We start from the raw sequence: 20,258 nt of genomic DNA, 5'->3' as shown, positions 1-20,258 counted from the left end.
CCTCCCACCTCATTCTTTGTGAAAACAAAAAGAGCAGCCTCCTCAAAACAGGAAACTCCCCTTTTCACCAGCTATGCCTTTAAATGACTCTTCCTTATTCTTCTTTCAAGATAAATTTCTCAAGGGATTCCATCGCTTCTTCTTCATCGCTGCCGCTTGTTATAAGCTTCACGGTTGCTCCTGTTCTGACCGCCAGGCTCATGATCCCCATAATACTTTTCGCATTCACTTTCTTTTCTGCTTTTTCCACAAAAATATCACATTGAAAGCGATTTGCCTCTTGAACAAATAAGGCGGCCGGCCTAGCTTGCAATCCTGTTTTTAAATTGACATTTACTGTTTTCTCTAGCACCGCCATCTCCTCCATTATTTTATTATCTTTTTTGCTATCGTTTTCATTATTATCCAGCAGAAAAACTGCTTTGTAAGCTGCTTATACTTTAACTGACTCGCCATTTCTTAGTTTTTCTGCGATTTGGTCAATTTTTCTTAAGCGGTGGTTAATACCCGATTTGCTGACTTTTCCGCTTTGAACCATTTCCCCTAACTCTTTTAAGGTTACATCCTGATGAGCTACTCGGAGTTCGGCTATTTCCCTCAGCTTTTCAGGAAGGTTATCTAAACCGATCTGGTCATCAATAAGCCTGATATTTTCCACTTGCCGCAAAGCAGCCCCAACCGTTTTGTTAAGGTTGGCTGTTTCACAATTCACCAGTCGATTTACTGAATTTCTCATGTCTTTTACAATCCGAATGTCCTCAAAATATAATAATGCTTGGTGGGCCCCGATTACATTTAAAAACTCTGTAATCTTTTCACTTTCCTTAATGTAGAGGATAAATCCTTTTTTTCTTTCTAAACTCTTTGCATCCAGGTAAAATTCCTTCAAGAGCTTTTGAAGGGAGTGGTTATGTTCTTCATAAAATGAAAACACTTCTAAGTGATAAGAGGATGTTTCAGGGTGGTTAATGGATCCCCCCGCCAAAAAAGCGCCTCGCAAATAAGCTCTTTTACAGCATGGTTCCTTCACAAGGTCAGAATCAATAATCCTGGTAAAATGGAAACCTTCTTTCATAATGCCTAAGCTTGTTAACATGGACTGGCTGTCCTCTATAATCCTTACAAGATAGACATTATTTTTCTTAAGCCTCATTTTCTTCCTGACTAGAAGTTCGACTTCAATGTTTCCATATACACGACGGATCAGCTTATAAATTCTGCGGGCGATCGCAGCATTTTCAGTAGAAATATCAAGGGTGACTTTTCTTCCGCTTCCCAATGAAATCGATCCATTCATCCGTACTAAAGCAGCAAGCTCTGCTTTCGCACAGCAGCCATCTGTCTCTAGCTGTGTTAATTCCTTCTTTGTCATAGCCGCAAAGGATGACATGTTTTCACCACCTTCTCGATCCCTTTTCCTTTGTCACGTCTGACCTTATGCCGGAACTGTCTTTTATGCTGCCAGGCTTAAAGCTGGGTTAACAAGGAGCGGGAAACTTTTAACGCGTCATGGCGAAGAAGATGTCCTTCAAACTGTAAAAATTCATCCTTAATAAGGGATAAACCCATCTTTTCAATTCGTTCTTCATCACTAATGACAGGAAAAGCTCCTTCTTTCTTGTAAACGGAAGTGATAGAAGGCGGGATTTCACCCTCGTTCATTAAAACGGTATCTATCACACCTTTGCCTGTATGAGCCTCTATTGTTTCAACATGGTCTCCTGCGCTGAAATTATCAGTTTCCCCTGCTTGGGTCATAACATTACATATATAAATCTTTCTTGCCTTGGACTTTTTGATAGAATCAGTGATCCCTGGAACGAGTAGATTTGGCAATATGCTCGTATATAAGCTCCCTGGACCGATTACAATTAAGTCTGCTTCTTCAATCGCTTTAATACTCTCAGACAGGGGATAAATGGTTTCAGGCGTCAAATACACACGTCTGATCTTTTTCCCTGCCTTTGGAATCTGTGATTCCCCACTGACAATTGAACCATCCATTAGTTCAGCATGTAAAACGATGCTTTGGTTCGAGGCGGGAAGAACCTTTCCTCTCACGTTAAGCACAGTGCTCAGCTCACTGATTCCTTTGGCAAAATCGCCAGTAATGGAAGTCATTCCCGCCAGTAACAGATTTCCTAAAGAATGGCCGGAAAGCCCCTTTCCATGATTGAAGCGGTGCTGAAACAACTTTTCAATCATAGGTTCGACCTCCGCCAGAGCCCCCAGAACATTTCTTACATCACCTGGGGGTGGAATGTTTAACTCTTTACGGAGCCTGCCGGAACTTCCTCCATCATCAGCAACAGTAACAATAGCGGTTATGTCAACAGGAAAGGTTTTTAAGCCTCGAAGAAGAACAGACAACCCGGTCCCTCCTCCGATGACAACCACGTTTGCTTTCTTCACAACGTACTTTCCTTTCTTTTCTCTATATCCCTATGGCTGCTTCGCACCACATAGTCATTCCCAAAGTGTGCCGCCAAATGCTCAGCAAGTGTGACTGAACGGTGTTTGCCTCCTGTACAGCCGATACTGATGACAACCTGGCTTTTCCCTTCCCGCTTATATTGGGGAATCATATATTCTAAGAGATCTGTCAGCTTTTGGAGAAAATCCTTTGTTTCTTTCCATTTTAACACATAGGAAGATACTTCCTCCTGAAGTCCCGTTTTGGGACGCAGTTGATCAATATAGTGAGGATTGGGCAAAAATCTCACATCAAATACCAGGTCTGCGTCTATAGGGACTCCGTACTTAAACCCAAAAGACATAAAGTTTACAGTAAAAGGGTGGTTCTCAGGAGTTGAAAAAGAGTCAATGATCTTTTCCCGCAGCTCTCTGGGCTTTAAATCATTCGTATCAATAATCTGGCGTGCCCGGCCTTTTAATTCTTCAAGCATTTGTCTTTCATTTTTAATGCCTTCAAGGGGCAGTCCTTTTGGAGCCAGAGGATGCGATCTTCTCGTTTCCTTATAGCGCTGGACAAGAGTATTATCTTTAGCATCGAGGAATAAAATATGGGGATTCAAGTTAGGCTTTTCGTTCAACTTATCAATAGCGTCAAGCAAATGATCAAAGAAATCCCGAGCTCTTAGATCAATGACCAGCGCAACCTTGTTCATGGTTCCTCCTGAGCTTTCAATCAGATCGATAAATTTTGGGATTAACGCGGGAGGCAGATTATCAATACAGAAGTAGCCAAGATCTTCAAAGCTCTGCACCGCCACAGTCTTTCCCGCGCCAGACATTCCTGTAATAATCACTACTTGAATATCTTCTTTTTTTCCTTCACTATGCTTCTCCCCCTCTCCTGCTCCTTACCAACACTCCTGCTAGCTGCTCTCTTTTGGGTTCGTATCACTTTGCAAGCGATAAGAAAGCAGCTTAAACTGAGGCGTGTACCGAAAGGTGCCATATAAAACATCTTCATTATTGAGTATATGTTCAAAAATATACCGATCGCCGGGAGCCATAGGGAGTGTTAGAATCTCATCTTTTTCCTTCCATGCGAGCTTCCCTTCTGGCGATTTCCCCAGCATCTCTCCCTCAAATTCTGTTGCCAGGAAAGTAAACATCATCCATTCGGATAGTAACTCATCATCTTCATCTATTATAAGGATCGTAAAAATCCCTTTGATTGCAGGGTTTTTGATATGTAGCCCTGTCTCTTCTCTAAATTCTCTTATTGCCGTTTCTCTTGTTGACTCTCCGGTTTCCATCTTGCCGCCAGGGACTACCCACCAGCCCTTCTCGGCTTTTGAAGCATCAGCACTTGGCTGCCGTCTTTTAACACACAGTTTGTAACCCGTTGCATGCTCATCACCTCACGTAACTACCCTTCAAGTATACAATTATTCCAGGTTCCCCACAATGCAAAGAAACCAACAATTAAGTGAGCATTTTTAACACCCTTGTTAATTCCTCTCTCTTTTCATTCTATTCATCGTTCCTCTCAACCTTTCACGGTGAAAGGAATTCATACGTTCCAGAAATAAGCTTATAAGAATGAAAAAGAGGAGCCCTGTCTCAAAAGCTTTCCCAATTTGAACTACATATTTCATTACGTGAAAGAACATGTTCAGCAACAAAGTGACAAGTCGGGCGGATTCTAAAAGAAGACCACGCTTCGGCTCTTGCTTTCCCGTCTGGTCCCTCTGAGAATTCCAGTTGGAATGAAAGTCAAAATCGACGATAAACGTAGTGGACAACACGTATTAGCATTCCAGAAATGTCTAACCACCTTGGTACTCCTCTGTCCGTACATTTACCAATCACAACCGCTCCTCTTTTCTGTCATTTGGACAAAAAAAGAGCACAGGCTGAAAACCTGTACTCACAAAGATTTATAAAAGGGGGTCAATTACTTATTCTTATCTTACCCTTTTAATGTTTCAAATTTGTTACAAAATCGTTAAGACAGGCTTACGAAAAGGTAAAGTTTCTTCTTTAGCCTTTTAGTTCGCTTTGACGGTTTCTTTTAGCTGCTCTACATAATGCTGGGCAGTTTGTGCAGCTATAGAGCCGTCACCTGTCGCGGTTACAATTTGGCGAAGAGACTTTTCACGAATATCTCCGGCAGCAAAGATACCAGGGATTTTTGTTTCCATTTCCTCATTTGTCTCAATATACCCTTCTTCATTGGTTATACCAAGCTCTTTTACCGCGTTGTTCAGTGGCAGCATACCGATATAAATGAACGCACCATCCGTTTTAAATTCGTAATCCTCACCGGATTCAAGGTTTGTGAGCGTTACACTGCCTACCTTGCCGTTATTATCATTGATCTCTTTCACAATGTGATTCCATTTAAAATCTATCTTTTCGTTAATAAAGGCACGCTGCTGAAGAATCTTCTGGGCACGAAGCTGGTCACGGCGGTGAACAACTGTTACTTTTGAAGCAAAACGTGTTAAATACACGGCTTCCTCTACAGCAGAGTCTCCTCCGCCGACTACAACGATTTCTTTCCCTCGGAAAAATGCTCCGTCACAGACAGCACAGTAAGAAACGCCGCGGCCTCCCAGTTCTTTCTCTCCGGGCACTCCAAGCTGTTTATATTCAGCCCCGGTTCCCACAATGACAGAGCGGGCTTTATATTCTTTATTTCCTGCTTTTACGATCTTATATTCTTTGCCGTCAATGATTTCTTTGACATCGCCATAAGCATATTCAGCCCCAAATTTTCTGGCATGCTCAAACATCTTATTTGAAAGGTCCGGACCTAGAATATGACCAAACCCAGGATAATTTTCTACGTCCTCCGTATTAGCCATCTGGCCTCCAGGGACGCCGCGCTCAAGCATTAACGTACTCATCTCGGCACGTGACGTATAGACAGCTGCTGTCATCCTGCGGGGCCGGCACCTGCAATAATTACATCATAAATCTTTTCTTCCGTCATACCGATTCTCTCCTTTTCATCCGTACATTTATAACTCGATGATCTCTCATTATTTTATCTGCTGGTTACAAATCCTATCCTACGAAAAGGTTAAAAGGAAGTCCATTAATCTGCTCACGCTTTGTTAGCGAAGAGAAATTCCTGGATCCATATATAAATCACAACGGGCGTCCCCTTTGGACAAAATCCCGTCCTTCATCTTTTCCAAAAGGTCTGCAGCAGCCTGATGCCCCATATGGTCAGCCTGTTCCCACATTTTTTTTGCTAAGGATTCTTTCCCTATTTGATACGCCGTCACCCCATACTTAAAGAAGTAATCCTCATGATCGGGAGCAAACCTTTTTCCCAGATGCTTAAACCAGCGATACCCTTCTTCATACTCAGCAAGGTGACAAAAAGTGGCCCCCAGGCGATAAATATGATCTCTGTCCATAGGTACAACCTGCTTTAACAAATCAGCTACTTCCTTGGATTCTTCTTTACGTCCCATATCATAATAAAGAAGGGCAAGCTGGCAGATTGCGGGAAGATACTGCTCTTCTTCCAACAGGTCCTTTGTGAAAGCAAGTGCCTCTTCGGAATAACCTTTTAAATGAAGAACATAGGCCAGCTGACTATAGGCGGAGCGAAAGGAAGGGTAATCCGTGATAATATTTTCCAGCAGCTCCTCTGCTTTATTATAATGCCCATCCTTCATATAACGGCACGCTTTTTCGTAACTTAAAATCAATTCATCTTCAATTCCGTCCCGTTCCTGGGATTCTCCTTGATCATGGTCAAGCTTAAGAAGCTCTAAAAGATCTCTTGCATCCTCTGCAAAATCTCCCTCGGAGCAAAATTGAAGATAACTCGTTGCTGCTTCCCTGGCTTTCTCAAACAATCCCTGGTATGCATAATTGTTTGCCAAAAAGAAGTAGCTGTCATACATCGTTGAATCCACATGGTCAAGAACGTGTAAAAGAAGGTCATTTGACTCTTCGTACCTTCCTAGATCTGCTAAAATAGCAGCAAGCTGACATTGAAAAACAGCTTCTTTGGGATTTATATCTATTGCACGGCGCAAATATTTCACAGCCGGTTAAGCTCTTTCTTTTGATAGGCTCCTACTCCTTTTTTAAAGAAGTATTCCCCGTTTTGTATAAAAGGGATTACTTGTCCCTTCGTCTCTGATGATAATTTCATGCGACTTTTATGACCTCCGTCCACAAAAAATGCAATGTATCAAGTATAGCATTTTCTGTCAACCCAAAAAAGAGGGATAGACGATTGGTCCACCCCTTTTTTTAACAGTTATTTATTTATGTCCATGATTCTTTTCCATGGCTTCTTTCATTGATGAATACTTTAGCCATGGCGGTTTTTAAGCACATCGAGAACACTGTCTATAGGAAGCTTCTGTTCACGGAACAGCACGAGCGTATGATACAAAAGATCTGCTGCTTCCATGCTAAGTTCTTCGGCATCTCGGTTTTTTGAAGCAATGATGACTTCACTTGCTTCTTCACCAACCTTTTTGAGGATTTTATCCACACCTTCAGTAAACAAATAGGTGGTGTAGGCACCCTCCGGCATTTCGGCTTCACGCCTGGCAATGGTTTCTTCAAGCTGGTTGATGATTGCAAAGCGTTCCGAGGCCTTCTCTGGTACTTCCTTATCCAGCAGGGAATCTGCAAAACAGCTGTAGCTGCCTTTATGGCAGGCCGGCCCCTTAGGATGGACGAGAACCACCAGGGCATCCTGATCACAGTCAAACCTGATGTCCTCTATCGTTTGTGTGTTCCCTGACGTTTCCCCTTTATGCCACAGCTCCTGGCGGGAGCGGCTGTAAAACCATGTTTCTTTTGTATCAATGGACTTTTCAAGAGACTCTTTATTCATATAAGCCAGCGTCAAAACCTCTTTTGAGACAGCGTCTTGAACAATGGCAGGGATAAGGCCCTTTTCATCAAATGATAGTTCTTCCAGGTTCAACGGACTTCCACTCCTTTTTCACGCAAATGATGTTTCACTTCTTCTACTGAAGTTTCTTTATAATGAAAAATAGAAGCAGCCAAAGCAGCATCCGCTTTTGCTTTTTCGAACACATCGACAAAGTGTTCCTTTGCACCGGCTCCCCCAGAAGCAATAACTGGCACGGAAACCACCTCATTAACAGCTTCCGTCAGAGGAAGGTCAAACCCTGCTTTCGAACCATCTTCATCCATACTCGTTAAAAGAATTTCTCCCGCTCCTCGTTTCACTACTTCCCGAGCCCAGTCTTTTACTTCCCAGTGTGTCGGGGTGCGGCCGCCGTGAGTATATATGCGCCATGATCCAAGTTTCTCATCGTATTTCGCATCGATAGCCACTACAATACACTGAGAACCAAAGTAAGCTGCTCCCTCTGTGATCAGCTCAGGACGGTTGACAGCTGCTGTGTTCAGAGAAACTTTATCTGCTCCTGCACGCAAAATGATTTTCATATCCTCAAGAGAGTTAATGCCGCCGCCGACTGTAAAAGGAATGGCTAATTTCCCGGCCACTTCTTTTACTACTTCTACCATTGTTTTTCTACCTTCATGAGAGGCTGATATATCAAGGAAAACAAGTTCATCGGCGCCCTGCTCATCATAAAAGGCAGCCAGCTCTACCGGGTCCCCGGCATCACGGAGGTCAACAAACTGCACACCCTTTACAACCCGTCCTTCCTTCACATCAAGGCAGGGAACGATTCGTTTTGTGAGCATTATTTCTCCACCTCTCTAACCGCATCTTCAAGCTCTACCTTTCCTGTATACAATGCTTTTCCAACAATGGCTCCGCCGATTCCCTTTTCTTTATACTCAGCAAGCTCTTTAATATCATCCAGGCTGCTGACTCCTCCAGATGCGATTACTTCTTTTCCTGTTGCTTCAGCAAGCTCAGCTATCGCCTTAACATTGGGCCCGGAGAGCATTCCGTCTTTTGAAATATCTGTAAATATAAACGTTTCGGCGCCTGGGAAGCAAGCTCTTTTCCCAGGTCTACCGCTTTTACTTCCGAGGTTTCCAGCCAGCCGTTTACGGCTACATATCCATCTCTTGCATCGAGTCCGAACGCTACTCTTTCCCCGTATAATGCCAGCATCTTCTGAGCAAACTCAGGATTATTTACCGCTACACTTCCAAGAATCACCCGGTCCACACCATGTTCAAGATAGTACGCCACGTCTTCCTCTGTGCGGATACCGCCGCCGATCTGCACCTTAACATCAAGGTTTTTGGCCACCTCCAGCACGTGATTATTGTTTACTCTTTTCTTCTCTTTTGCCCCGTCAAGGTCTACCATATGTATCCAGGAAGCGCCTGAATCAGCAAAACGCTTCGCCATATCAAAGGGTGAATCTCCGTATACCGTTTCTTTCTCATAATCTCCCTGTAACAGGCGCACGCATTTGCCGCCGCGCATATCAATTGCTGGATAGATTATAAACTTACTCATTTGCGCTCACCTTTCCAGCCACTAAAGCCCCGAAATTTTTTAAAATAGTCATCCCCATTTGACTGCTTTTTTCAGGATGGAATTGTGTCCCCATGACATTATCACGGCCTACTACTGCAGGAACCGGTCCATCATATTCACTCGTTGCAATTAACACCGATTCATCGTCCGTTCTTACTACATAAGAATGGACAAAATAGACATGGCCCGTATTCAGCGATTGAAGAAGGGGGTGATCCGGCTGCTGAAAGGAAACGTTATTCCAGCCCATGTGAGGCACTTTATACTTCGTTCCATCCTCCATCACACCAGAAAAACGACGGACATAGCCTGGCAGCAGATTAAGCCCTTCAGTTTCCCCATTTTCTTCACTTCCTTCAAATAATAACTGCATGCCGAGACAAATGCCCAGCAAAGGCTTCCCATCTTCTGCCCATTCCTTCACAAAATCTGCCTGGCCTTTCGCTCCAGAATGGTCATAGCGTCTTTAAAGGACCCAACCCCAGGAAGAATCAGGCCATCAGCTTTTTTCAACTCCTGAATATCCTCTGATAAAAAATACTCAAGCTCGAGCCGTTCCATTGCCTTTGTCACACTGTGCAAGTTACCCATTCCATAGTCAATCACACCGATCATGCTGTTTCATCCTTTCTATGGAAACCTTTTTTCCAGACCTGATTTTCTAATTATAGCGCACCTGACTGTTTTACAGCATGCCTTTTGTGGAAGGAACACCCTTTACCCGCGGGTCAATCATGGTTGCCTCATCAAGGCCCTTGCCATCGCCTTAAAAATTGCCTCAATCATATGATGAGTATTATGACCATAATGGACGATTACATGAAGGTTCATTCTGGCTTCAAGAGCGAACTTCCATAGAAATTCATGGACGAGCTCCGTATCAAAGGTCCCTACCTTTGCCTGGGGAAAATCAGCGCGAAATTCAAGATGAGGTCTGTTGCTTAAATCGACCACAACTTGAGCAAGCGTTTCATCCATTGGAACAAAGGAGTTTCCATACCGGCGGATTCCTTTTTTATCACCCAGGGCCTCCTTGAATACCTGCCCGAGGCAAATTCCAATGTCTTCAGTTGTATGATGATCATCAACATCGGTATCCCCTGTTGCTTTTACCGTCAAATCAAAGTGGCCGTGCTTTGTGAAAAGCTCCAGCATGTGAGTCATGAAAGGAACGCCTGTATCAATATCACTTTTTCCTTCCCCATCCACTTCAAAATCTAATTTGATTTGTGTTTCATAGGTGTTGCGTTCAATAGAACCTCTGCGTTCACTCACTTTTCTTCCCCTCCGTTCGAATATCTATGGATCTTGCATGAGCTTCAAGCCCTTCCAGGCGAGCAAGTGCCGTAATATGGGCAGCATCTCTATGGAATGCTTCTTTACTGTATGAAATAATGCTCGATTTCTTGGTGAAATCATCGACATTTAATGGGCTTGAGAATCGTGCTGTCCCGTTCGTAGGAAGCACGTGGTTCGGACCGGCAAAATAATCGCCCACTGGCTCAGGACTGTACGGTCCTAAAAAGATGGCACCCGCATGCTTGATTTTTCCAAGCTGATCATGAGGTTTAACGTTAAAATTTCGAGATGCTCCGGAGCAAGCTTATTGACTGCAGCTATCGCTTCTTCCATGGTCTCTGTCAAATAGATAGCCCCGTAATCTTTAATAGAGGCTTCCGCAATATCTTTTCTCGGCAGCTCCTTGACCTGGCGCTCAATTTCTGAAGCTGTCATTTGAGCAAGTGTTTCCGAAGGTGTGACTAAAACAGCTGACGCCATTTCATCATGTTCTGCCTGAGAAAGGAGATCGGCAGCTATATACTCAGGGCGTGCTCTTTCATCAGCAAGAACGACGACTTCACTGGGACCTGCAATCATATCTATATCAACCTGTCCAAATACCGCACGCTTCGCAAGTGCCACAAAGATATTGCCAGGTCCTACTATTTTATCAACCTTCGGCACGGTTTCCGTTCCATAGGCCAGAGCAGCGACAGCCTGAGCCCCGCCGGCTTTCACAATGGTTTTGACCCCAAGTTCTGCAGCAGTGACAAGGACCGCGGGGTTAAGGTTTCCGTTTTTATCAGGAGGAGACGTCATAACGATGTTTTCCACACCAGCGACCTGGGCGGGAATCACGTTCATCATAATCGTGGAAGGATAAGAGGCTTTTCCTCCCGGAACATACACGCCCACAGAATCAAGAGGAATGATTTTCTGACCGAGCATCGTTCCGTCCTCCTTGGTCACCATCCAGGACTGACGCGTCTGCCTTTCATGAAATTCACGAATGTTAAGAGCTGCCTGTCTCAGCGCCTCGAGAACCTCATCGTCAACCTCATTATAGGCATCACCCATTTCTTCCTTGGTTACAAGAAGATTTTCCAGGGCTGCCCCATCAAACTGCTCTGTCAGTTTTTTTAGTGCTTGATCCCCCTCTTCGCGCACCTGGGCGAGAATGTTGTCTACTGAAGCCTGCTGCGTTTCATTTCCTGTATCCACATCACGTGCCAGGCTTACTTTTTCTGTAACTTTAATGATTCTCACCGCTGCTCTCCTCCCATCACATCCGCGAGTCGTTCCACGAGGTCATCAATTTGTTCATCCTTCATCCGGTAGCTGACTGGGTTTACAATCAAACGGGAGGTAATAGGAATCATCGTTTCTAATTCTACAAGACCGTTTTCCTTGAGGGTCCGGCCCGTTGAAACGATATCAACAATCCGGTCAGCTAGGCCCACTAACGGAGCGAGCTCAATTGAGCCGTTTAACTTAATAATTTCCACTTGTTCACCTTGCTCCTTAAAATACTGTGTGGCTAAATTAGGATACTTAGACGCCACCTTCGGATTGATGTCGGATTTCTTATAGCCAGGAAGCCCTGCTACAGCCATGTAACACTCACTAATTTTAAGATCAAGGACTTCATATACATCCCGTTCCTCTTCAATCATCACATCTTTTCCTGCCACCCCTACATCGGCGACCCCGTGCTCCACATATGTTGGAACATCCATAGGCTTGGCAAGGATAAAGCTCATATTTGCTTCAGGCGCTTCAACAATCAGCTTTCTGGAATCATCAAACTCAGGGGGAAGGGCGTAACCTGCCTTACGAAGCAAGTCGGCCGCTTCTTCAAATATCCTGCCTTTTGGCATTGCGACGGTCAGTTGCTCACTCATTGACTCCCTCTCCTTTTTTCTTGCCGATAAAATAAATGACGTCCTCAAAGGTTTCACTTAATTGATCTACACTTTCTACTCCTTGAAGGTCTTGAAGAACAACCTGCTTTCCTTCATTACGGAGGTGCCTTGCCTTTTCTATGGCTTCTCTTCTTCGTTCTTTGCTAAAAATAATGCATGTTTGTTTAGGCTCTTCTTCTGTTTTCCCAAGTGCCTCCACAAGAAGGTCGAGACGAATGCCAAAGCCTGTTGCCTGGCTGGACGGTTAAATTTCTGTACTAATTCATCATATCGGCCGCCGCTTGAAAGGGGAAAACCAAGCTTGCTTCCATAGCCTTCAAAAACGACACCGGTATAGTAGCTCATATGCATCACTAAATTTAAGTCAAACTTTAAATGCTCGGTCACGCCGTACCCTTCGAGAACTTCCCACAGCTGCTCCAGGTCTTCAAGTGCCTTTGAGGCCTCTCCGTTATAAACGATTTCTTTCGCTTCTTCTATTTTACTGTAGCCGCCTCGGAGCTTAAGAAGACCCAGAAGCCGCTTTTCATCAATAGAGGAAAGAGGAAGACTCTTGACGTGGTGGCGGTATCCTACGTAGTTCTTTTCATATAAGTAACGACGAAGAACGCCTGCCCGCTCCTCGCTGCCGACAACATCAAGCAGGAGGGCATTCACATAGCCAATGTGGCCGACGGCTACTTGAAAGTTTTCCAATCCCGCTTCTTTTAGAGCGGCAATCATTAATGCAATAACTTCACCATCTGCACTTGCCGTGCCATCTCCAACAAGCTCTACACCCATTTGTTCAAACTCTGCCGGGCGTCCTCCTTCACGCTGCTGGGCGCGAAACAGATGAGTTTGATAGGAAAGACGCAAAGGGAAAGGCTGATCCTTCAAGCTGGAGCCCGCTACTCTTGCAATCGGAGCGGTCATATCAGGTCTAAGGACCAGAGTGTTCCCTTGCTGATCAAGAAGCTTAAACAGATGCTGGTCTAAAATGGCTGAGGCATCGCCTACGGTATCGTAGTATTCTAACGTCGGTGTCTCTATCGGGCGGTAACCCCAGCGCTCAGTTTCTGCTTCCACCTTTTTGCTTATGTTCCGTTTCGTTTCATAGAAGGCCGGAAGGGTATCTCGCATTCCAAGAGGTTTTTCAAACATAAAGGGTTTGCTCATTTGTGTGTCGCTCCTTTGGGCTGAAGATATTGGTCAGCAGGCTGTGTGAGCCTGTATGTAGTCAAATCTTTATTAAAATGCCAAGAACCGCTGCATACGCAGTTTCAGCATATTTTTCCGTGCACTGTTTTCCATCTAGATAAATCATAGATAGGATTTCCCATATAATCAAATGTTCACTTGGTTCTTATTGTTTGTCGCTTTAGTTCGCTAATGTACTATCGAGATAAAGAACATAGGTGTAGTGTACACACCTTTTGTTGCATCGTCAAGAGATCGGGGTGCCGACCGGGGTGCCTGGCACCCCGGCTTACTGTAATATTTTTAATTTGGTTTTTCCTATCTCTTCGGCCTTTCTCACGTTTTCTTTATTACAACCTGCTTGGGGTGCCTGGCACCGTTACATGCCGTAATATTTTAATCCCAGTTTCCCTCTTATATCAGCGTTCTTCTTAATTTAATATTACAATCCTCTGCGGTGCCAGGCACCTCCCTCCCCACAAAAAAAGCGAAGGCTTGTCTAGTCAAGTCCTTCGCTTCGTTCTTCCATTTGTTCTTTTGTGTATATCACTTTCATCGGGTTTCCCCCGACAAAGCTTCCCGCCGGGACATCCTTATGCACGAGGGTGGCTGCCGAAACGATAGCACCATCACCAATAGTCACACCCGGCAGAATGGTTGTGTTTGCCCCGATCAATACCTCATCACCAATTTTCACATCGCCCAGACGATATTCTTTAATCAAATACTCATGAGCCAAAATTGTTGTATTGTAGCCGATAACTGAGTTTCGCCCCACTGAAATTTTCTCAGGGAACATCACATCAAGCATGACCATCAGGCAAAGGACGTTTCTTTTCCTACCTCCATGCCAAGAAACCTTTTGTAAAGCCAGTTCTTCATAGGCAGAAAAGGAGTGTACCTCGCCATCTGAATGACGATAAAATTCTTGGATACTTTCCAAAACGGGACCGTCTTATAAACTTGCCAGAGTGAATTTGCCTCTTTTACAGAATAACGGTCCGTTTTCCTCATCGTACTCGAACTCCTACATACTTCAGCAGATCAGGCATCTTTTCAAGCATAAGATCCGGCTTAAAAGAGCTGAGATGCTCCTTTCCTTTAATAGACCAGGCCACTCCTGCCGTGTACGTCCCTGCATTCTGGCCGCCAAGAATGTCATAATGACTGTCGCCTACCATCAGAGTGTTCTCCGGCCTGGAGCCAAGAGCCTCCATCGCTTGATTTAAAGGTTCCGGGTTTGGTTTCACTTCCTCCACATCGTCAAACGTCACAATGCTGGAAAAATAAGGCTGAGCCCCATCACCTCAATACCCATTAAAGCTGTCTGCTTTCGTTTTGTAGTCACAACAGCCAATTTAAACCCTTCCTTGTGAAGAGTATCCACAGTTTCCTGCACTCCTTCATACTCTTCAATCAGTTCGTCGTGAAAAGACAGGTTATGCTGTCGGTACATTTCTATCATTCTTCTGCTCGCTCAGGATCGACCTTCCGAAAGCTTTCCGTTAAAGGTGGTCCGATAAACTGAATAATATCCTCTCGTCCGTATGTTCCTGGCTTGTAATGATCGAGTGTATGTTTAAAGGAAGAAATAATTAACTCGTTTGTATTAACCAACGTTCCGTCCAAGTCAAATAAAATCGTATTAATATTCATAGGATGTGGTTTCCTTTCCGGCAAATTCTTGTTTTTTCTCCACCCGGTTCCAAATGTAAGCAATGATCATGGTCAGAATAATTGCAGTAACCAGCCTGATAATAAGAAGAGGAAGAACGGGTATGCCAAGAGGGATAAAAATTAGTGTATCCTCTATGACCGCATGACAGGCCACAAGAAATATAAAGACCAGATATAAATCCTTTTTCTTTACTTTATCCTCTTTTGCAGCCTGGATCATCACCCTGCCCCAAAAGCGAGACCAAACAACAGCCCTGAAGCCAATGTGGTGGACGTATTTTCCCGAATTCCAAGCATCCTGGTAAAGGGAGACATCCACCGTGAAAAGACTTGCAGCCAGTTAAGGTCTTTCATAATCTGTACAAAAATCATGATAGGGATAACAATCAAAGCAATTTGTATAATTCCCAATGTAGCGCTGGAAACCCCCTGCCAGATGACTCCCATCCAGCCATCAACCTCAGGCTGGCCCGTTCCTGATACAAACCCATATTGAGCCTGTTCTCCTCCCCCCTGCCAGAGCCAGTGAATCATTAAAGCAGAGAAAAAAGCAAGCCCAAGGCGAACCGCCAGAACGACAGACATCCGTATGCCTATTTTTACCGCTACGGCCGATTCGACAAAAAGATTATGAGAAAAAGACAGCATCACAGCAAGGATAAAGACCTCCTTCACTGTGAGATCCATGGTTAGAATGGCACCAATCGCAGCATATAAATTCAGTACATTTCCTAAAACAAGGGGAATGGCAGCTTCACCAGGAAGCCCAATCCACCCCATCATAGGAGCAAGTATACGTGCGATCCAATCAAGAACAGGTGTATAGCTTAAAATGGTTACGATCAGCGTAATGGGAAAAATAATTTTCCCTAACGTCCAGGAGGTCTGCAGACCAACCAGTAACCCTTTTTTCAATGTTTGCCACAAAGTTCTATCACCTGCCTTTTGCCTTTCGAAATTCACTCATCCAGCCTGATCAAGGGCTGCTTATTTTTTCTTTTTCTTTTTGGTCGTTTTTCTTTTTACCGTTATTCATTTTCTTAGGGGCTTCCGCTTCATCATCTAAATACCGTGTATCTGCATATCCCTTTTTCCTTCTGTACCAGATCAGGAAAATAGAACCTGCGATCAATACGAGAGAAACTACCTGTGCCGTACGCAGGAGATCAAAAATCATCAGACTGTCTGTACGCAGACCTTCAATAAAGAAGCGTCCTACTGAATACAGGATGAGATAGGAAAAGAACATCTCACCTTGTCGCAGATTTACCCGGCGGAGCCAGAGAAGAATCGCCAGGACAAGCAGATTCCATAAGGATTCATATAAAAAAGTTGGATGGTAATACGTACCGTCTATATACATCTGATTAATAATAAAATCAGGAATCATTAAGCCTTCCAGAAACTCTCTTGTCACCGGACCGCCATGGGCCTCCTGGTTCATGAAGTTACCCCATCGCCCAACAGCCTGTGCAAGGATAATCCCCGGCACAACCAGGTCAGTGAGCCTCCAGAAGGACACGCCTCTCTTTTTCGCAAAAACATAGACGGTAATAAAGGCACCAATCAAACCACCATGAATGGCAAGCCCCCCTTCCCAGATCGCAAATGCGCGAAGGGGTTCATGAATGTAGCTTTGCCATTCAAATATCACATAATAAATTCGTGCTGAAACGATTGCTATCGGAAACGCCCAAAGGAGCAAGTCTGCAAACATATCCTTTGGCAATCCTCTTTTTTCAAATTCCCGTGAAACAAGGAGGTATCCTAAAAAGGCACCAATTCCTATAAGAAGTCCATACCAATGCACGGTAAGGGGACCAATTTCAAATGCTACGCGGTCATAAGGCTGCGCTGTAAAAATCATATTCGTGACACCTCTGTTCTACAATCACTTTACGTACTTGTTTTTACCGGTTTCCTACTTTCCTTATGCTTCCATACGATGCTTACAAGAGTCAGAGTCTGCACCCTGCATTATCAAAGGGAACACCGGTTTCTTCTTAACATAAAAAACGAGGAAGATTCGGGTTTAATAGTCCTGCTCGCCTTCCTCAATGACGTCCGTCAGTCTTTCAGAAAATTTCTCGGCTGTATTTATCCCCATCCGCTTCAAACGGAAGTTCATGGCAGCCACTTCAACGATAACAGCAAGGTTTCGTCCTGGCCGCACAGGAATGGTATAGATAGGTACTTCAGTATCAATAATTTTCATGGTGTTTTCTTCTATCCCTAGCCGGTCATAAGCCTTGGTCTGATCCCAGAGCTCCAGGTTAATCACCAACGCTACACGCTTAAATGGCCGAACGGCCCCCGCGCCAAACAGAGTCATTACATCAATAATGCCCAGTCCTCGAATTTCAAGTAAATGCTGAATTAATTCAGGTGCTCTTCCTATTAAGGTTGTTCCATGCTCCTGACGAATTTCCACTGAATCATCAGCTACCAGGCGGTGTCCTCTGCGGACAAGGTCAAGAGCCGTTTCACTTTTACCTACTCCACTTGCTCCTGTTAGTAATACCCCGATCCCGTATATATCCACAAGGACCCCATGAATAGCAGTAGACTTGGCAAGCCTCGCTTCGAGGAAGTTGGTAATCTGACTGCTCAGCCTTGTCGTAGTGGTTGCGGAGCTCATTATCGGAACTCCCGTCCTTTGTGAAGCTGCAAGTAATTCATCAGGTGCTTCAATCCCTCGGGAAATAACGATCCCTGGTGTGTCATATGTACAAAGCTTTTCCATTCGTTCCTGCTTCTCCTGCTGCGTCAGCTGCTGGAAAAATGAGAGCTCGGTCCGCCCAATCAGCTGAAGCCTTTTCGCCGGATAGTATGTAAAGTAACCGGCCATCTCCATTCCCGGCCTTGATATATCACTCGTCGTAATAGCCTGTATAGCCCGTCTTCGCCACTTAATAACGTTAAATTGAAATGCTCGATCAAGTCATTGGCTGTTACCTTAGGCATTTCCCATCCCTCCAAGCTGTATCTTGCAATATAGGATTTTTCACTTTTTCCATTGTAGCATGAAATATTGAAAATGTAATAAGAACGAAAAGGGCGCCCCGTTTTAATTGAACGTTTGTTTGAAACGTTCAAGCCGCCTTTCATAGAAGGACCGGAGGCTTCATCTGCTACCTCCTCCACAAGTGGATCACATGTCCCAGCATCGGCTTTCTATCAAAAAAGCGTGAAAGCTTTACCCGGCCTTCACGCTTTGCTGCTATTTTTTTCGCAGAGGATCTACCACAAAGGAATTAATCAGAGCATTTAATATGGCAATAATAATTGCTGCTAAAAGCGCCATCCAAAAGCTTGAAATGACAAAAGCCTCTCCCATTATTGCGGCTGTCAGCATTAACAACCCAGCGTTAATGATAAACAAGAAAATCCCTAACGTAATAAAGGTAATTGGAAGTGTCAGGATGACTAACAGCGGCCTGATGAATGTGTTAATTATCGACAGGATCAAGCTGGCAACAATAGCTGCCCCTATTCCAGAGAGATGAAAATACTCGCCAAAGAACCCGGCTACCGTCATCAGGACAACCGTATTGACAAGCAGGTATACAAGACACCCCATTAAAAGGTGGCATCCTCTTCATTTGGCATAAGAAATACAAGCAGCAAGTAACCTAGAAGAAACGGTACCCCTGAAGTCACAATAGCTAAAACGACAGTAAGTACACGGACAATCGTGGCGTCAATACCAAAGTAAGCAGCCAGCCCCCCGCAGACCCCTGCAATTTTCCGATCTTCTCTCGTTCGGTACAACTTTTTCATAGGAATGCCCTCCTTTTACCCTTCCATGTTTTTAAGGGAGATCGACCCTGTTTTTGTACTTGCCTCAAGCCTTAACCGAGGTGATCCGCTTTGATTGGATACAAAGGTAATGGATTTTTGAACAAAATCCTTCTTCTCCTCAATGACCTCTACGTTTGGCATCGTCCAATTATAATTCCCGATGTTTGTTTTTAAAATGCCGTCGGTGCGGATCGTGGATGGGACAGTCACAAAGACACTTCCCGTTGTAGCCGCCAAATTAGCTCTCGTATCTTCAGCAATATTCAAGCGTGCACTAATCGTCCCATTAAGTGACTCGGCTTCAACGTCCTTCATCAACGCTTCAAGCTCAATGGTCCCATGCATGGTCTGGACATCACACTGGTCAATTGTGCCTCCTGAAATGGTAACCGGGCCGCTGACGGTTTCCCCTTTAAACGCTTGAGCGTGGACATCATTAAAAATCATGCTGCCGTTAACGACCTTTGCTGTCAGCGACTGCGCCTTCAATTTTTCCCCTTTAAAATGGCCGTTAAACGTGTAAAACTGCAGGCTGGCGTAGTCCTTTTTCGGCAAATACAAAGTCCCGTTTACTTTAATAGCTTTTGTTTTCGTATGAAAATGAAGCTCCTCTCCGGCTACTTCAAAGTCTGTTTCCTTCAAAAACTCTTCTCTTGCCTCGTCAGGATTTTTTGCTTTATAAACCTTTGCCTTTGTCTCAAGCCGTACATGAGGTTCATCCCATGATTCAATATTTAAGGACCCATTTTCCAGGGAAACGTCTATTTTTGACTGAAACATATTTTGATGCTGGAAAATATGATTAACCTCTATATAAGAACCAAAATTGAAATCAAGATCCAGCTCTTTTATTTTTTGCAGTGTGTTCTCAATAAAATCCGAGAACTTTTTCATGCCTGGTTCTGTCTTATCTTTATCCTTATCCTTCTGCCACTGATTATACCTTTTATTGCCCTCTCCCCAATCTACTTTCGTCGAGAGGTCTGACAGGTGATCAGTAATAGATTTTACTTTCTCCTTTTCGGTAGCAGAAGTTACGTTTTCTTCATTAGTTGTGCTGCTTTCCGGCTTCTTCTCTTCCTGATTTAAGGCTTGCAGTAGTTTTGCCCCTTCTTCCGCGGAAATCTTTCCGCTTTCAACCATCTTCAATATCATCTTGCGTTCTTCTTCCATGATTGATCCCTGCCCTTCCTTGCTATTTAGGCCAAGCCGACAACAGATCCTTCTTCAACCTGTTTTTCTTTTATGCAGTAGTCTACCCATTCATACGCATCATCGCCCAAGAATGTTTCAGTTTTCAAAATAGAATATAATAATTTTCTCTTTTTCATGATACCTTCGCTGAAGTTCCTGAGCAATATCTTTCAAGCTCTGCCAGCCAGTCAATTACTTTCCTGAAAACAAACCGGTCTCAGCATCCAAGCAGGTACATAAAACCGGATCGTATATCAAAAAAGAGGGAGAAGCACACTCTCCTTCTCCCTTTTTGATCCTTCGCGGAGCAGGGAGGC

General features: G+C 44.2%; 14 protein-coding genes and 10 pseudogenes. All 24 read right to left on the bottom strand.

Going from position 1 to position 20,258, the window contains the following annotated elements; all coding sequences use genetic code 11:
* Positions 1 to 94: 94 nt before the first annotated feature.
* Positions 95 to 352, bottom strand: coding sequence for an HPr family phosphocarrier protein (locus tag JCM19033_RS14690; RefSeq protein ID WP_054636835.1), 258 nt, complete (start codon positions 350 to 352; stop codon positions 95 to 97).
* Positions 353 to 433: 81 nt separating this feature from the next.
* The gene (gene whiA, locus JCM19033_RS14685) at positions 434 to 1,390 is read right to left on the bottom strand and encodes a DNA-binding protein WhiA (protein ID WP_054636834.1); all 957 of its coding nucleotides are present in this window, start codon (positions 1,388 to 1,390) and stop codon (positions 434 to 436) included.
* Positions 1,391 to 1,467: 77 nt separating this feature from the next.
* Entirely contained in the window at positions 1,468 to 2,412 is a 945-nt protein-coding gene (yvcK, locus tag JCM19033_RS14680; protein WP_054636833.1) for a YvcK family protein, read from the bottom strand.
* Positions 2,409 to 3,278: an RNase adapter RapZ gene (gene rapZ, locus JCM19033_RS14675; RefSeq protein WP_269758255.1), complete on the bottom strand. Its 870-nt coding sequence runs from the start codon at positions 3,276 to 3,278 to the stop codon at positions 2,409 to 2,411. Before rapZ ends, yvcK begins: the two co-directional genes overlap by 4 nt.
* Before the next feature lie 60 nt (positions 3,279 to 3,338).
* A pseudogene (locus tag JCM19033_RS14670) lies at positions 3,339 to 3,820 on the bottom strand (NUDIX domain-containing protein).
* Between the two features lie 640 nt (positions 3,821 to 4,460).
* Positions 4,461 to 5,407, bottom strand: a pseudogene (gene trxB / locus JCM19033_RS14660) (thioredoxin-disulfide reductase).
* A 124-nt stretch (positions 5,408 to 5,531) separates the two neighbouring features.
* Positions 5,532 to 6,470 (bottom strand): tetratricopeptide repeat protein, encoded by a 939-nt coding sequence (locus JCM19033_RS14655; RefSeq protein WP_198153528.1) that lies wholly within the window; start codon positions 6,468 to 6,470, stop codon positions 5,532 to 5,534.
* Positions 6,471 to 6,751: 281 nt separating this feature from the next.
* Positions 6,752 to 7,378 (bottom strand): bifunctional phosphoribosyl-AMP cyclohydrolase/phosphoribosyl-ATP diphosphatase HisIE, encoded by a 627-nt coding sequence (gene hisIE / locus JCM19033_RS14650; protein ID WP_054636829.1) that lies wholly within the window; start codon positions 7,376 to 7,378, stop codon positions 6,752 to 6,754.
* Entirely contained in the window at positions 7,375 to 8,133 is a 759-nt protein-coding gene (gene hisF / locus JCM19033_RS14645) for an imidazole glycerol phosphate synthase subunit HisF (protein ID WP_054636828.1), read from the bottom strand. The genes hisIE and hisF overlap by 4 nt, the downstream gene beginning before the upstream one ends.
* Positions 8,133 to 8,866: pseudogene (hisA, locus tag JCM19033_RS14640) on the bottom strand (1-(5-phosphoribosyl)-5-[(5-phosphoribosylamino)methylideneamino]imidazole-4-carboxamide isomerase). The gene hisF and the pseudogene hisA overlap by 1 nt, the downstream one beginning before the upstream one ends.
* Positions 8,859 to 9,502: pseudogene (gene hisH, locus JCM19033_RS14635) on the bottom strand (imidazole glycerol phosphate synthase subunit HisH). Before hisH ends, hisA begins: the two co-directional pseudogenes overlap by 8 nt.
* A gap of 70 nt (positions 9,503 to 9,572) precedes the next feature.
* A pseudogene (gene hisB / locus JCM19033_RS14630) lies at positions 9,573 to 10,141 on the bottom strand (imidazoleglycerol-phosphate dehydratase HisB).
* A 13-nt stretch (positions 10,142 to 10,154) separates the two neighbouring features.
* Positions 10,155 to 11,434 (bottom strand): annotated as a pseudogene (gene hisD / locus JCM19033_RS14625) (histidinol dehydrogenase).
* Positions 11,431 to 12,069 (bottom strand): ATP phosphoribosyltransferase, encoded by a 639-nt coding sequence (gene hisG, locus JCM19033_RS14620; protein ID WP_054636827.1) that lies wholly within the window; start codon positions 12,067 to 12,069, stop codon positions 11,431 to 11,433. Before hisG ends, hisD begins: the two are co-directional and overlap by 4 nt.
* Positions 12,062 to 12,289 carry a hypothetical protein gene (locus JCM19033_RS28305; protein ID WP_374701252.1) on the bottom strand — a complete coding sequence of 76 codons (228 nt, stop codon included), beginning with the start codon at positions 12,287 to 12,289 and terminating at the stop codon, positions 12,062 to 12,064. Before JCM19033_RS28305 ends, hisG begins: the two co-directional genes overlap by 8 nt.
* Entirely contained in the window at positions 12,208 to 13,248 is a 1,041-nt protein-coding gene (locus JCM19033_RS14615; protein ID WP_269758244.1) for an ATP phosphoribosyltransferase regulatory subunit, read from the bottom strand. The genes JCM19033_RS28305 and JCM19033_RS14615 overlap by 82 nt, the downstream gene beginning before the upstream one ends.
* Before the next feature lie 520 nt (positions 13,249 to 13,768).
* Positions 13,769 to 14,283 (bottom strand): annotated as a pseudogene (locus tag JCM19033_RS14610) (DapH/DapD/GlmU-related protein).
* A pseudogene (gene ppaX / locus JCM19033_RS14605) lies at positions 14,280 to 14,925 on the bottom strand (pyrophosphatase PpaX). Before ppaX ends, JCM19033_RS14610 begins: the two co-directional pseudogenes overlap by 4 nt.
* Positions 14,915 to 15,873, bottom strand: a pseudogene (locus JCM19033_RS14600) (nucleoside recognition domain-containing protein). Before JCM19033_RS14600 ends, ppaX begins: the two co-directional pseudogenes overlap by 11 nt.
* A gap of 49 nt (positions 15,874 to 15,922) precedes the next feature.
* A complete protein-coding gene (gene lgt / locus JCM19033_RS14595; protein ID WP_054636826.1) occupies positions 15,923 to 16,813 on the bottom strand; it encodes a prolipoprotein diacylglyceryl transferase in 891 nt (296 codons plus the stop codon).
* 165 nt (positions 16,814 to 16,978) lie between these two features.
* Positions 16,979 to 17,910, bottom strand: a pseudogene (gene hprK, locus JCM19033_RS14590) (HPr(Ser) kinase/phosphatase).
* Between the two features lie 256 nt (positions 17,911 to 18,166).
* Complete coding sequence (locus JCM19033_RS14585) at positions 18,167 to 18,526, bottom strand: phage holin family protein (protein WP_054636825.1); 360 nt, start codon at positions 18,524 to 18,526, stop codon at positions 18,167 to 18,169.
* Entirely contained in the window at positions 18,526 to 18,726 is a 201-nt protein-coding gene (locus JCM19033_RS14580; protein ID WP_054636824.1) for a PspC domain-containing protein, read from the bottom strand. The genes JCM19033_RS14585 and JCM19033_RS14580 overlap by 1 nt, the downstream gene beginning before the upstream one ends.
* Positions 18,727 to 18,741: 15 nt before the next feature.
* The gene (locus JCM19033_RS14575; protein ID WP_054636823.1) at positions 18,742 to 19,920 is read right to left on the bottom strand and encodes a DUF4097 domain-containing protein; all 1,179 of its coding nucleotides are present in this window, start codon (positions 19,918 to 19,920) and stop codon (positions 18,742 to 18,744) included.
* Between the last annotated feature and the right edge of the window lie 338 nt (positions 19,921 to 20,258).

Source organism: Thalassobacillus sp. C254, from assembly GCF_001310615.1.
This window is presented reverse-complemented; position numbering and strand designations above follow the sequence as displayed.